This is a genomic window from Ureibacillus sp. FSL K6-3587, assembly GCF_038593165.1.
GTDB lineage: Bacteria > Bacillota > Bacilli > Bacillales_A > Planococcaceae > Ureibacillus > Ureibacillus suwonensis.
Window position 1 is genome coordinate 1497846 of record NZ_CP151969.1, and the last position, 14134, is coordinate 1511979.

A 14134-nucleotide genomic window follows, 5' to 3' on the forward strand; every position below is an offset into this window, starting at 1 on the left:
CAATAAAAATAAGGACATCTTCTGATAAAATTTAAGTATCTACCCCAAAAAATTTTATCAAAGGAAGTGTCCTTATGTTCAAATATTATAACATGAATCAATTAGTTTTGCCTCTAGATTTAGAAATAAAATTACAAGAAAATGATATTGCCTTCCACATTCACCATTTAGTTGAAAGTATTCCAGATGAAGCCTTCCAGCCGTTTCTTCGAAATACAGGTTGTCCTGCTTATCATCCACGCATGATGCTAAAAATTATTTTGTGTGCCTATTCGCAGTCTGTCTTTTCAGGTCGAAAAATTGAAGCGCTATTAAAGGACAGTATACGAATGATGTGGTTGGCACAAGGATATGAACCAAGTTATCGGACGATCAATCGTTTTCGTGTGCATCCGGAAGTAAAAGAATTAATTCGTCAATGTTTTGTCCAATTCCGTTGCCAACTGGTGGAAGAAAAGTTAATCGATCAAGAAGCCATTTTTATCGATGGTACGAAGATTGAAGCGAATGCCAATAAATTTACTTTCGTATGGAAGAAATCCATTGAAAAATACAACCAAAACTTAATTGAAAAGTCCAATCAGTTATACAACGAACTATTAGAAAAAGAAATCATCCCTGAAATGGAGCGGGAAAATGAGGGAGAACTGTCCGTTGAAGAACTCGCTCAAATGGTGCAACAAGTCGATGAAGTCATTAAGGAATATGACCAAAAGATAGAAACATCGCCCGATGCCACAGAACGAAAAGCATTAAGAAGCGAACGAAAATATCCAAAACAAGCGTACAAACAATTAATAGACTTCATTCTACGAAAACAAAAATACCAAAAAGACTTGGACATCTTGGGGGAACGGAACAGTTATTCCAAAACAGATCAAGATGCAACGTTCATGCGAATGAAAGACGACTATATGAAAAACGGTCAATTGAAAGCTGGATACAATGTACAAATCGCAACAGAAGGTCAATACGCACTAGCTTATAGCATCTTTCCAAATCCTACTGATACACGTACATTGATTCCGTTCTTGAATGAGATTGAGAAGCATTATTTTCCATTGCCAAAATATATTGTCGCAGATGCTGGTTATGGTAGTGAACAAAACTATGAAGACATCCTTTCGAATCGAAAATGTGAGGCACTCATTCCATATACCATGTATGAGAAAGAACAAAAGAAGAAATATAAACAAAATCCATTTCATCCAGACAATTGGATGTACGACGAAGAAAGTGATACCTACATTTGTCCAAATCAGCAGCGAGTAACCTTCCGTTATCGTTCTGTACGTACAGATAAGACTGGTTTCAAACGAGAATTGAAAATCTATGAATGTGAAAACTGTTCAGGATGTCCATTTCGTTCATCATGCACAAAAGCAAAGGAAGGCAATCACCGAAAGGTCATGGTGAATGAAAAATGGGAACAACAAAAAGAATATGTAAGAGCGAAGCTTTCAGAAGAAAAAGCTGGTTCTATTTTCCGTCAACGTAAAATAGACGTAGAACCAGTTTTTGGATTCTTGAAGGCTAATTTGCGTTTCACTCGATTTTCCGTTCGAGGAAAATCGAAAGTGGAAAATGAAATGGGCATTGCCTTAATGGCCGTGAATTTACGAAAATACACGGCCAACAAAGATCAACTGACCAAAAATAATGGAGAGAAATGGAAAAAGGAGAATTTGAGTTGGCTCAAATTCTCCTTTTTCCTATTTTGAAGCTAGTTTTGTCCCAGCCTCTTTCTTTTTATGGGAATGGTATACTGAAATTATAAGGATGAGCCGTATTGGAGGGAAAAGGATGACGCGATTAAAAGAAGTGGAGGCGCCGAAAGAAAAAGCGATATTAGTCGGCGTCAATTTAGGCGATCCAAATTTTGAATATTCCATGGAAGAATTGGCAAATCTTGCGGAAGCTTTGGAAGTGGAAGTGTTGGGGCAAGTGACACAAAATTTGGAACGCATCAACCCTTCGCATTATGTGGGAAAAGGAAAAGTGGTTGAAATAAAGAATTTCTTTGATGAGACGGGAGCGAACCTCATCATATTCAACGATGAACTTTCTCCATCTCAAATTCGCAATTTGGAACATGATTTGGATTGCAAAGTTATTGACCGGACAACATTAATTTTGGATATTTTTGATCGGCGTGCAAAAACGAAAGAAGCAAAATTGCAAGTGGAGTTGGCTCAGCTGCAATACATGCTGCCAAGGCTTGTGGGACTGCATTCTTCCTTATCGAGACAAGCCGGTGCGACAGGCGGTAGTCTCCGGAACAGAGGGCTTGGTGAAACAAAGTTGGAGCTCGATCGCCGGAAAATCGAGGACCAAATTGCAAGGCTGCGAAAAGAGCTTGAGGAAGTGGAAGAGCAGAGGGAGACCCAGCGAAAGAAACGGCGAAAAAATGAAATACCCGTCGTATCGCTTGTGGGGTATACAAATGCCGGAAAATCGACGATCATGAACAAATTGATTGGGAAATTCGGCCATGCGGAAAAAGAAGTATTTGAAAAGGATATGCTTTTCGCCACATTGGATACCTCAGTCAGAAAAATTGAATTGCCGGATAAAAAACAGTTTTTGCTTACGGATACCGTTGGATTTGTCAGCAAGCTTCCCCATCAATTGGTAAAAGCTTTCCGTTCCACATTGGAAGAAGCAAGGGAAGCGGATCTGTTGCTGCATGTTGTTGATGTTTCCAACAAGGAATACAGGTTTATGATGGATGTGACAAATCAGACGTTAAAAGAAATCGGGGTTGAAAATGTGCCAACCCTTTACATTTATAATAAGTGTGATTTGGCCGGAGTCCCTTACCCACAAGTTTACGGAGATGACCTCTGGATTTCTGCAAAAGAAGAAAAAGGGCTGGATGAGTTGATCGATTGTATTCGGAAACATATTTTCTCCGATTATTATACGTGTGAAATGATCATCCCTTTCCATCGGGGGGATATCGTTTCATATTTGAATGATATTGCATCCATCATTTCGACGGAATATGAAGAAGACGGTACGAGATTAAAAGTGGAATTAAAGGAAGCGGATTTTAAAAAGTTTGAGGAATATGTGGTGAAATAGTATAAAAAAGAGCGGAAGGAATCTAATTTCTTCCGTTTTTTATTTTAATTGAACTATGCGGAAGGTTATAAGTTATTTTAATATAGGAATTAAACGGAATGTAATTTGAACGAAACAGTTGGAATGATTGGAAATTTAGAAAAATGCGAAATTAACTTAAAATTTAAACATTATGCAAATATATTGAAAAAGTTTTGGTTATTATTTATAACTAGTTAATGTAGTTGAATCTAAGTGGCGGAATTTTCAGAAAAAAGAAAAAAGTGTAATAAAGGAAAGAAGGAGAATCAATGTTATCCAAGGAAGAGATTGTAAAATCGGTCCCCCAAAAGGGATTTGTAGGACATCCTAAAGGATTGTTCACATTGTTCTTTACCGAGTTCTGGGAACGCTTTTCCTATTATGGAATGCGGGCGATTTTAATATTCTACATGTATTATGAATTGAACGAAGGCGGTTTGGGACTGGACAAAGGTACCGCAAACTCCATTATGGCCATCTATGGTTCGTTGGTATATATGTCCGGCATTATCGGCGGTTGGTTCTCTGACCGCGTATGGGGCCCCCGCAAGACGGTATTTTATGGCGGCATATTAATTATGATAGGGCATTTTATTTTGGCTTTGCCTCTTGCATTGACCGGCCTTGTTATTTCGATGGCTTTCATCATTATTGGCACAGGCCTATTAAAAACGAATGTGTCCTCGATCGTTGGTGACATGTATGCCGAAAATGATGCCCGTCGCGACTCCGGTTTTAGTATTTTCTATATGGGAATCAATATGGGTGCGTTTTTATCACCGTTTATTGTTGGGACAATCGGTGAAACATACAGCTTCCATTTAGGATTCGGTTTAGCGGGTATTGGTATGTTGATCGGGTTGATTACTTACTTGGCAACCCAAAAGAAAAATCTTGGTCTGGCAGGGGTTCAAGTGCCAAACCCATTGAATGATTCTGAAAAGAAAAAAGCCGTCATGTATTTTACGTTGATTTTTGCTGCAATTGCCGTTGTACTGGGCAGATTGTACATTTCCGGTAATTTGACAATGGCGGTATTCAGCACAATCATTACAACATTGGGTGTGTTGATTCCAACAGCGTTCTTTATCATCATGTACCGAAGCCCGAAAACGACAAAGGATGAAAAATCCCGGGTGTTGGCATATATTCCATTATTCATTGCCGCGGTGATGTTCTGGGCAATACAGGAACAAGGGGCAACAATATTGGCGACATATGCTGATACGAGAACAAATTTGAATGTCGGGGGTTTTGAATTAAAAGCTTCCTGGTTCCAATCATTAAATCCATTGTTTGTCATCATCTTCGCTCCGGTTTTCGCATGGATATGGATAAAACTTGGCGATCGCCAGCCATCAACCCCGCTCAAGTTTTCCATTGCCCTATTCTTCGCAGGAGCATCTTTCTTAATCATGATAATTCCATCCAAGCTTTCCGGTGGAACAGAATTGGTAAGCCCATTATGGCTGGTGTTATCATTCTTTTTAGTTGTTATTGGGGAATTGTTGCTTTCTCCGGTTGGATTGTCTGCAACGACAAAACTTGCCCCTCAAGCCTTTGCATCTCAGACAATGGCCCTCTGGTTCTTGACAAGTGCGGCTGCGCAAGCAATTAACGCACAGCTTGTAAGACTTTATGAAGCAGTAACGGAATTTACTTACTTCGGAGCATTGGGCGGATTGTCCATTATCTTGGGCATGATCATATTATTATTGACTCCAATCATTTCCAAAGCCATGAGAGGAATTAAGTAAAAATTTACAACTTATATATGTATTATTAATTTGACCGATGGAAAATTTTCTATCGGTCCTTTTTTATTAGCTTGTAATCTTTTCATATGGAATTGATTTTTTATTGTTTTATCATTATAATGATAATGTACTCGAAGATGAGAATCATTTTCATTCTCATTTGAAAATATAGGGAAATTTGGGGATAAAAAATGAGGCTATGGATGTTGATACTTACAGCAATCATCCTGTCGCTCGTTTCGCTGTTTATTGGCGCGATTGATATAAAACCGACTGATTTATTGGACTGGGAATCCCAGCAAACGCAAATATTCCTGATCAGTAGGGTGCCAAGGCTGATGGCGATTATTTTGGCAGGCGCAGGAATGAGTATTGCTGGTTTAATCATGCAAAGTTTAAGTCGCAATAAGTTCGTTTCACCAACTACAGCAGGCACATTGGATGCAGCAAAATTGGGAATTCTCATTTCCATCTTGTTGTTTTCACAAGCAGCATATATGGAAAAAATTCTTTTTAGCTTCATCTTTGCGTTCGGCGGTACCATTTTATTTATGCAAATTTTAGATCGCATCAAGTTTAAAGATGCCGTTTTTGTTCCGCTGATCGGTATCATGTATGGAAATATTTTATCTTCCATTACAACTTTCTTTGCATATGAGGGAGACTTGATTCAAAATATCAACACTTGGTTGATGGGCAGTTTTACATTGGTCATCTCCGGGCGGTATGAACTGCTGTATGTAAGTGTTCCTGCCATCCTATTGGCTTATTTATATGCAAATAAATTTACGGTTGCCGGAATGGGCGAGGATTTTGCCAAAAACTTGGGGCTCAGTTACAAAGCCGTATTGAATCTTGGTTTAATTCTTGTTGCCGTCATTTCAACGACAGTCGTATTGACGGTCGGTGTAATCCCTTACTTGGGGCTGATTGTTCCGAATATTGTGTCCCTTTATATGGGGGACAACTTGCGGAAAACGATTCCTCATACAATTATGTTAGGAATTGTGTTCCTGTTAATTTGCGACATTATTGGCCGGGTAGTGGTTTATCCTTTCGAAATTCCGGTCAATGTGACAGTCGCAGTAATAGGCAGTTTGCTCTTCTTAATCATGTTGTTTAGGGGGAGAGCATATGCGAAATAATATATTGAAACTCATCATTTTAGCGGTTATAGCAATCATTTGTATCTTGCTTTACGGATTTTATGATATCAAAGGCGGTTTCAGTTATGCTTTCCCTCGGCGTATGATGCGTGTTGGCGCGATGGTTGTAACCGGTTTTGCGATTTCTTATTCAACTGTCGTATTCCAGACAATCACCCATAACCGGATTTTGACCCCATCGATTATGGGGATTGATTCGATGTATCAAGTTGTCCAAACGCTCATTTTCTTCTTTGCGGGATCAGCGTCGATTTGGGTAGCGAATCAATATTTGAATTACTTTACGGCATTAATTGCAATGGTGGTTTTTGCCATTTTACTATACCGCACACTATTTAGAGCGGATAAGTATCCAATCTTTTTGCTTTTATTGATCGGGATGATCATTGGCACTTTCTTGGGAAGTCTCGTATCTTTCCTGCAAGTGTTGATCGATCCGGTGGAATATTTAAGTTTGCAGAACCTGTTGTTTGCAAGCTTTACGAGAATCAAAGTGGAACTTCTATACATTTCATGTGCCATTTTATTCATCGCTTTTATTGTTGGTTACAAATTGTTGCATCAATTGGATGTGGCGATATTGGGCCGGGAAAATGCCATTAATTTGGGCGTGAACTACGATCGTTTGGTAATGAATGTGCTGGTTTTATCTGCGGTGCTTATTTCAACATCGACGGCGCTGGTTGGACCAATCACCTTCTTTGGGTTGATTGTTGCAAATCTTTCTTATCATTTATTCACAACATATAAACATTCCGTTTTGATTTTAGGCGCCGGTTTAATCAGTGTGATTGCATTGGTTGGCGGACAGTTTTTAGTGGAACATGTTTTTGAATTCAACACCACTTTGAGTGTCATTATCAACTTTATTGGTGGAGTCTACTTCATTTATTTATTACTAAAGGAGAGTAGGGCTGCAGGATGATTGAAATTAAAGGGTTGACGAAAAAATACAATAATAAACCGGTCGTTAGTGATGTCTCATTGTCTATCAAGCCTCATGCGATCACTTCCTTCATCGGGCCGAATGGTGCCGGGAAGTCCACGTTGTTGTCCATGGTGAGCAGACTGATTGATGCGGATACAGGTGAAGTATTATTGGATCAACAAAATGTGAAGAAATGGAAATCCAATGAATTCGCAAAACGTGTATCGATTTTAAAACAATCGAATTTTATTAATGTCCGTTTGACGGTAAGAGAATTAGTATCTTTTGGACGCTATCCTTATTCAAAGGGCCGTTTGACGCCTGAAGATGAGCAGCATGTAAATCAAGCCATTGAGTACATGAATTTGCAGGAAATAGAACACAAATTTTTGGACCAGTTATCTGGAGGGCAAAAACAGCGGGCATTTATAGCGATGGTGATTGCGCAAGATACGGATTATATTTTGTTGGATGAACCATTGAACAATCTGGATATGAAACATTCGGTGCAGATTATGAAAATATTGCGCCAGTTGGTTGATGATTTGGGAAAAACCGTTGTCATCGTATTGCATGATATCAACTTTGCTTCCGTATACTCGGATTACATTGTTGCCTTAAAAGACGGAAGAGTCGTGAAAAACGGGCCTACAGAAGAGATCATCAACTCGGAAGCGTTACGTGAAATTTACGATATGCATATTCCCGTCCAAGAACAAAATGGTTGCCGTATTTGTGTATACTTCAATTCTAATACGTGATCGTCAAAATGATTTAGAAAAGTGTTGCTACTTTTCTAAATCATTTTATTGAAAAGAAGAAAAAATATATTGACTAGCCTAAATTTGATAATTATAATTAGATTCAGTTATTGATAATGATTATCATTATCGCCAAATAAACAAAAAGATAGGAGAGAACGATCAAATGAAACAATGGAAGCTTTTCGCAGTTATTCTAGCTATGTTCGTCATTGTTTTGGCTGCATGCGGTGACGAAAAAGCTGAACAAGACAAAAATACAAATACTGATGACACGAAACAAGAAGCAGCACAGGGAGAAAATGCTTCATTCCCAATCACTATCTCCTCTACAATTTCTGAAAGCAAAAACGAAGAGTCTGGTCAAACTACAGTATTTGATGATGTAACTTTCGAAAAAATGCCTGAAAGAATCGTTGTATTCGATTACGGTTTCTTAGATACGCTTGATGCTTTAGGCGTTGAAGGGATCGTTGGTGTTGCAAAAGATGGTACATTACCAGAACACCTTTCTAAATTTGGTAGCGATGAATATGCAAGCGTTGGAAACTTAAAAACTCCAAACCTTGAAGAAATTGCGGCATTGGAGCCGGATGCAATCTTCATTTCAGGCCGCCAAGCCACATTCTATGACCAATTGAAAGAAATCACTCCAAACGTAGTATTCGTTGGTACTTCCCAAGATGATTACTGGGGCACATTTGAGAAATCTGTTGATATCGCTGCAAAACTTTTCGGCAAAGAAAAAGAAGCGGAAGAACAGTTGGCAAAATTCGATGAAAAACTGAATGAACTAAAAGAATTGGCTGGCCAATACAAAACTTCATTAGTCACAATGTACAACGAAGGAAAATTATCCGGATTCGGCACAAATTCACGTTACGGATATGTTTATGACATTTATGGATTCACTCCTGTATCAGACGACATCGAAGCTTCTTCCCACGGATCCGATTTCGGGTTCGAATCGATCTTAAAATTCGATCCGGAAGTATTGTTCGTAATTGACCGTACAGCAGCTGTAGGTGGACAATCCAACATCGAAGCGGACATGGAAAACGACATCATCAAAAAAACCAAAGCTTACAAAAACGGCAAAATCGTTTACTTGGACGGTCCGCTATGGTACTTGGCTGGCGGCGGTTTACAATCTGAAATGATGAAAATCGAAGAAATCTTAGATGAATTAAAATAATCAAAAATAAAGCTGTCCATTTCCGGACGGCTTTTTTTATATTGAGCATTTTGCACATTTTTCAACCCAAGAACCATAAGGTTTTCTAAAGCATAAAAAAGGACTTCACCCCTTATTTGTAGAATTTTGAAGTGACCAAACCACAAAAATCCATAAGGAGGAAGTCACTTTGTATATTCTACAAGAAAGTCTATTTTCCTTTGAAGAATTGCAAATTTTAGAGTCAAAAGAGAAATTACCGATCTTTTTTAGTGCTCTAGATTTGCGTCCTTATGCTAAACAATTGAAAAGTTCTTCACCCCAAGGGGCTGAAGGACATTCCAAAGAAGGGATATTAAGGGCTCTTATCGCTGCCCCATTAGAAGGTATTGATACTTTTACTTCTCTTCACAATCGATTAAAAAATGACCTGCGTTTTCGTTACCAATGTGGTTTAGATATTAGCAGGCCTGCACCATCCATCTCTACTCTTAGCCGAGTATTTTCTTCACTAACCAAAACTGGACTTGTGAAAAGAATCTTTCAAGATCTCGTCCAGTTAGCTCAAGAGGAAGGAGTAATTGATGGAAAACATCAGGCTATCGACAGTGCCGCCATTGATGCTTATGAAAAGAAGCAGCCTAAGAAGCGAAGTGAACAAACAGGCAACGCCAATTGGGGGGCAAAGTTTGATTCCTTCGGTAATAAAATTACTTGGTTTGGCTATAAGATGCATCTTTCCGTTGACACCAAAAGTGAATTACCAATGGCGATTGAAGTAACCCCTGCTCATATCAACGATGGGGATGTCGCACCACAATTAATTGAACAAGTAAAGAGTTGTACAAACTCTAAAATTGATTTCCTGATAATGGATGGTGGGTACGACCAGCTAAAAAACTACGAATCCGCCAAGAACATCGGGGCTCAAGCTATTATTCCACTCAATTTGCGTAATGAAAAGGAGCCTCCCGAAGGAATTGCCTCCAATGGAACCCCACGTTGTTCGATGGGGTACGAAATGACTTATTGGGGCGCCAATAAGGATCAGCTCAAATTCAGATGTCCACACGCAACCGGAAAAGTGGATTGCCCATTAGGAATGGCAGCCTGTTCATCCTCCAACTATGGAATGGTAGTAAAAATTAACGTGAATAAGGATCTTCGCCGGTACTCTAATCCACACCGCGATTCCAAACGTTGGAAAGAACTTTACAATGAGCGAACCAGTGTAGAACGGTGCAATTCAAGAATGAAAAGTTATCTTACAGCGAACTCCCTGCATGTGTGGGGAATCGATAAAGTAAAAACTCATATTTACTTGAACGCCATCGTATTACTGGTTTCAGCTCTCGCAATGGCAAAAGAGAGTAAAAAGCAACAAACCGCTTAAAAAATTTTTAAAGCGAAAAATTCTGCAAGTACGCCCAAAAAAGGACAAACAGAATATTTGTAAACCAAAGATACAAAATACCCCAATTTATTTGGGTTTCTTTTAAAACTCTTTTTAATAAAAATCTAATTTTGCAAAACTCTCATATTAAAAATATAATGGATATGCCAGCCATGTATCATTGATACATGAAAAAGGCAATTTAAAAAATGAAAAAAATCATCTATTCAGGAGAGGGAAACGTTGAATAACCGGATCATTCTTGCAGGCATTATCACTTTTGTTTTGTTTTTGATTTTAAGATACACATACGATTCTCCTCTGTTTGAGTCCTTTGATGAAAATATGCAATTATTGGTTGGCGGGAATCGGTTTATCGGCATTTTCCATTATCTAGGGGAAATGAAATTTATTATTTTCATTACATTGGTTTTGTTGTTGTGGCTATGGTTGAAACTTCACCATTACCGGGGGATGCTTTTGGTGATATTGACTATTCCAATGGGCTTTTTGCTCAACCAGTTGGTGAAACGATGGGTGGAGCGCCCAAGACCTGAGATTGAAAATCAGCTGAAAACCTTCAGCTTTCCATCCGGTCATGCGATGTTGGGAATCCTTTATTTGTTGACAATCGCTTATTTATTGTCAGAGCGCACACATGATGAAAAAAAGAAATGGTGGTACTGGATTGGAGCGATTCTTATCGCCTTTTTCGTTGGGTTATCAAGAGTGGCGGAAAGCCGGCATTTTGCAACGGATGTGATTGCCGGATGGTGTTTAGGTATTACTTGGCTTTGCATTTGCATATATTGGTATAAACATAAGGAAAAGGGGCATACGGGTATGAAACGCTGATCAAGCGTTTCTTTTTTATCACAAGTTTTCCAGGTGCACAAAATATAGTTTCATCAAAAAAAGTTGCACTAAGGAAAAAAACATGTGTATAATAAACAAAGGATACAGGATGAAAGGATGTTCATATGAACGACATCGTTTTAGCGTTTGGCTTGACGTTATTGGCGGGATTGGCGACAGGCCTCGGTGCGCTCATTGCATTTTTTACTGAGCGGACAAATAAAAAGTTTTTATCAGCCGCATTAGGATTTTCAGCAGGAGTTATGATTTATGTTTCATTGATTGAAATTTTCTTTAAAGCAAAAGATGCCTTAACGGTTGCATTGGGAGATACAAAAGGTTACTGGATGACGGTGATCGGCTTTTTTGGAGGAATGCTGTTCATCGCGCTGATTGATAATTTCATTCCGACCAAAACAAATCCCCACGAAGTCAAAACGGTGGAGGATGTACATCGGGCGGAACAGACGCATAAAGAGTCCGAAGAAGCAAAGTTAATGAAGGTTGGTATTTTTACGGCACTTGCGATTGGCATTCATAATTTCCCTGAAGGAATTGCGACTTTTATGTCAGCGATTCATGATCCGAGCGTCGGCATTGCCATCGCCATTGCCATTGCCATTCACAACATCCCTGAAGGAATCGCCGTGGCAATCCCGATATTTTATGCAACAGGGAAGAGAAAAAAAGCTTTTAAATTGTCCTTCTTTTCCGGATTGGCGGAACCTGTCGGGGCATTGGTCGCCTATTTAATTTTGCTGCCATTTTTGAATGATGTGATGTTTGGGGCTATTTTTTCAGCGGTTGCGGGGATTATGGTGTTTATTTCCCTTGATGAACTGCTTCCTGCCGCGAAGAAATACGATGAGACCCATTCGTCCATCTATGGGCTGATTGCGGGGATGGCTGTCATGGCCGTAAGTTTGATTTTATTAGCTTAAAAGGGAAAGGAGTTGTTCGAAAGCTTTGGCCCCCGAACAACTCCTTTATTATTTTGCATTGGATACGCTTGAGATTTCTTCTACATGAACGCCGCGTTGGTCCGGTTTTGTAAGTACGATTTTATGCGTCGGGAACAGTTCCTCCATTTTTGCAACGAACTGTTCGCCAATGGAGTGCGGTATAATCGAAATCATGGTTGGCCCGGCGCCGCTCAATGCAGTGCCAAAGGCCCCGGCTTTTTTCGCTTCTTTGCGGATTTCATGATAGTGAGGAATTAAATCTGCCCGGAATGGTTCATGGAATAAATCCGATTCCATATATTTTCCGACACGTTCATAATCTTTCAAAACCAATGCAGCTGCAAGCATATTCGCCCCGGCGCTCGCCTGAACGGCATATTGCCGCTGGAATGTTTTCGGCAATACGTCCCTTGCCTCGGAAGTTTTTAATTTCACATCAGGGATAAATAGCACAAAGGATGCATCAAGATCATGGATGTGAATTGTATCCACATTCCCATCCTCATCCATTGTGGAGATGGTCAATCCCCCTAAAACAGATGCCGACGCATTATCCGGGTGGCCTTCAATCTGTGAAGATAAATTTAATTTATCCTGAACAGTCAAATGAAGGTCACAAAGGAGATTGGCGATCTCAATGCCTGCAACAATCGCTGCCGCACTGCTGCCGATTCCTCTGGCAAAAGGCAATTCGCTTGTCATTTCAATTCGGCAGCCTGGCATCTCTTTATTGAATCTTTTGGCTGTTTCATTGGCGATTTTATAGATCAAGTGATCCTTTAATTCAAATTTTTTCGGCAAGCCTTCTGATAAATGGATCATTTCCCATTCGTCCTGTGGGGAAACCGTTAATTCCAAATACAAAGATAGACTGAGACCGATTGAGTCAAATCCAGGTCCTAAATTCGCAGTGCTGCCAGGAACTGTGATTTTCCATTTTTTACTCATACTAAACCCTCAATATAGTTTCGAATTTCTTCCATATCGTTTTTCAAAGAAACGACTTCCACCGTTGACGCGTTCATCGCTGTATCAGGATCTTTTAGTCCGTTTCCTGTAAATACAGTGACCACTGTGCTGCCTTTTGCGATTTTACCGTTATTCACGGATTTGATGACGCCGGCAAGGGAAGCGGCGGAACCCGGTTCTACAAAGACACCTTCGCTTCTTGCGATTTCTTTGTAGGCTGCAAGGATTTCATCATCCGTTACCGAATCGATGATACCGCCTGATTCATCGCGGGCAGCTTCTGCAAATTTCCAGCTTGCCGGATTACCGATGCGGATGGCAGTCGCAATCGTTTCCGGATTGGCAATCGGTTCGCCTTTTACGATGGCTGCCGCCCCTTCCGCTTCGAAGCCGTACATTTTTGGAAGACCGGTATTTTTGGCTGCATGATATTCTTTAAAACCTTTCCAATAGGCAGTGATGTTTCCGGCGTTACCGACAGGGATGCATAGATAGTCAGGAGCTTTGCCTAACGCATCAACGATTTCAAAGGCCGCCGTTTTTTGTCCTTCAATGCGGTACGGATTCACAGAGTTTACGAGCGTCACTTTTCCTTCTTCACTGATTTTGCGGACGATGGACAATGCATCATCAAAATTACCGTCAATTTCGATGATTTTTGCACCATACATGCAAGCTTGGGCAAGTTTCCCAAGAGCCACTTTTCCTTTAGGGATGACAACGATGGATTGAATGCCTGCCCGGGCAGCATAAGCGCTGGCCGCTGCAGAAGTATTTCCAGTCGATGCGCAAATGACGCATTTTGCACCTTCTTCCACCGCTTTTGCCACTGCAACCACCATGCCGCGGTCCTTAAAGGAGCCGGTTGGATTTAATCCTTCATATTTGCCGTATAATTCAATACCCATTTTTTTTGATAAATTTCCCAAATAAATCAAAGGAGTATTTCCTTCGTTCAAAGTTAATGCAGGTGTTTTATCTGTCACAGGTAAAAATTCTTTATATTCTTCCAATAGACCTTTCCACATAATAAATGTCTCCTTTTGTTTTCGCTGGATGAACAA

Annotated in this window: 12 protein-coding genes; 10 read left to right on the forward strand and 2 right to left on the reverse strand. The window is 39.9% G+C overall.

Annotation, left to right across the window (positions count from 1 at the left end; genetic code table 11):
* Positions 1–74 precede the first annotated feature (74 nt).
* The 10 genes from NSS77_RS07375 to zupT all read left to right on the forward strand — a co-directional run bounded on the left by NSS77_RS07375 (position 75) and on the right by zupT (position 12080).
* Positions 75–1721, forward strand: a complete 1647-nt coding sequence (locus tag NSS77_RS07375) for an IS1182 family transposase (protein ID WP_342471017.1) — start codon at positions 75–77, stop codon at positions 1719–1721.
* 82 nt (positions 1722–1803) lie between these two features.
* Positions 1804–3084 carry a GTPase HflX gene (gene hflX, locus NSS77_RS07380; protein ID WP_342471018.1) on the forward strand — a complete coding sequence of 427 codons (1281 nt, stop codon included), beginning with the start codon at positions 1804–1806 and terminating at the stop codon, positions 3082–3084.
* A 290-nt stretch (positions 3085–3374) separates the two neighbouring features.
* A complete protein-coding gene (locus NSS77_RS07385) occupies positions 3375–4862 on the forward strand; it encodes a peptide MFS transporter (protein WP_342471019.1) in 1488 nt (495 codons plus the stop codon).
* Between the two features lie 191 nt (positions 4863–5053).
* Positions 5054–6007 carry an ABC transporter permease gene (locus NSS77_RS07390; RefSeq protein ID WP_342471020.1) on the forward strand — a complete coding sequence of 318 codons (954 nt, stop codon included), beginning with the start codon at positions 5054–5056 and terminating at the stop codon, positions 6005–6007.
* Positions 5997–6953 carry an iron chelate uptake ABC transporter family permease subunit gene (locus tag NSS77_RS07395; protein WP_342471021.1) on the forward strand — a complete coding sequence of 319 codons (957 nt, stop codon included), beginning with the start codon at positions 5997–5999 and terminating at the stop codon, positions 6951–6953. The genes NSS77_RS07390 and NSS77_RS07395 overlap by 11 nt, the downstream gene beginning before the upstream one ends.
* Entirely contained in the window at positions 6950–7717 is a 768-nt protein-coding gene (locus NSS77_RS07400) for an ABC transporter ATP-binding protein (RefSeq protein ID WP_342471022.1), read from the forward strand. The genes NSS77_RS07395 and NSS77_RS07400 overlap by 4 nt, the downstream gene beginning before the upstream one ends.
* Before the next feature lie 166 nt (positions 7718–7883).
* Positions 7884–8912: a siderophore ABC transporter substrate-binding protein gene (locus NSS77_RS07405; protein ID WP_342471023.1), complete on the forward strand. Its 1029-nt coding sequence runs from the start codon at positions 7884–7886 to the stop codon at positions 8910–8912.
* A 169-nt stretch (positions 8913–9081) separates the two neighbouring features.
* Positions 9082–10284, forward strand: coding sequence for a transposase (locus NSS77_RS07410; protein WP_027725900.1), 1203 nt, complete (start codon positions 9082–9084; stop codon positions 10282–10284).
* A 243-nt stretch (positions 10285–10527) separates the two neighbouring features.
* Positions 10528–11139 carry a phosphatase PAP2 family protein gene (locus tag NSS77_RS07415; protein WP_342471024.1) on the forward strand — a complete coding sequence of 204 codons (612 nt, stop codon included), beginning with the start codon at positions 10528–10530 and terminating at the stop codon, positions 11137–11139.
* Between the two features lie 125 nt (positions 11140–11264).
* Positions 11265–12080, forward strand: a complete 816-nt coding sequence (zupT, locus tag NSS77_RS07420) for a zinc transporter ZupT (RefSeq protein WP_342471025.1) — start codon at positions 11265–11267, stop codon at positions 12078–12080.
* Positions 12081–12128: 48 nt separating this feature from the next.
* Here zupT and thrB read toward each other — a convergent pair whose 3' ends face one another.
* Together thrB and thrC are read right to left on the reverse strand one after the other, a co-directional pair.
* Positions 12129–13049 carry a homoserine kinase gene (thrB, locus tag NSS77_RS07425; RefSeq protein ID WP_342471026.1) on the reverse strand — a complete coding sequence of 307 codons (921 nt, stop codon included), beginning with the start codon at positions 13047–13049 and terminating at the stop codon, positions 12129–12131.
* Entirely contained in the window at positions 13046–14098 is a 1053-nt protein-coding gene (gene thrC, locus NSS77_RS07430) for a threonine synthase (RefSeq protein WP_342471027.1), read from the reverse strand. Before thrC ends, thrB begins: the two co-directional genes overlap by 4 nt.
* Positions 14099–14134: the final 36 nt, after the last annotated feature.

Bases quoted from the DNA above. Each gene is read 5' to 3' on its own strand.
- NSS77_RS07375 (WP_342471017.1), top strand. From the start codon at position 75: ATGTTCAAATATTATAACATGAATCAATTAGTTTTGCCTCTAGATTTA.
- hflX (WP_342471018.1), top strand. From the start codon at position 1,804: ATGACGCGATTAAAAGAAGTGGAGGCGCCGAAAGAAAAAGCGATATTA.
- thrC (WP_342471027.1), bottom strand. From the start codon at position 14,098: ATGTGGAAAGGTCTATTGGAAGAATATAAAGAATTTTTACCTGTGACA.
- NSS77_RS07395 (WP_342471021.1), top strand. From the start codon at position 5,997: ATGCGAAATAATATATTGAAACTCATCATTTTAGCGGTTATAGCAATC.
- zupT (WP_342471025.1), top strand. From the start codon at position 11,265: ATGAACGACATCGTTTTAGCGTTTGGCTTGACGTTATTGGCGGGATTG.
- NSS77_RS07400 (WP_342471022.1), top strand. From the start codon at position 6,950: ATGATTGAAATTAAAGGGTTGACGAAAAAATACAATAATAAACCGGTC.
- NSS77_RS07405 (WP_342471023.1), top strand. From the start codon at position 7,884: ATGAAACAATGGAAGCTTTTCGCAGTTATTCTAGCTATGTTCGTCATT.
- NSS77_RS07385 (WP_342471019.1), top strand. From the start codon at position 3,375: ATGTTATCCAAGGAAGAGATTGTAAAATCGGTCCCCCAAAAGGGATTT.
- thrB (WP_342471026.1), bottom strand. From the start codon at position 13,049: ATGAGTAAAAAATGGAAAATCACAGTTCCTGGCAGCACTGCGAATTTA.
- NSS77_RS07390 (WP_342471020.1), top strand. From the start codon at position 5,054: ATGAGGCTATGGATGTTGATACTTACAGCAATCATCCTGTCGCTCGTT.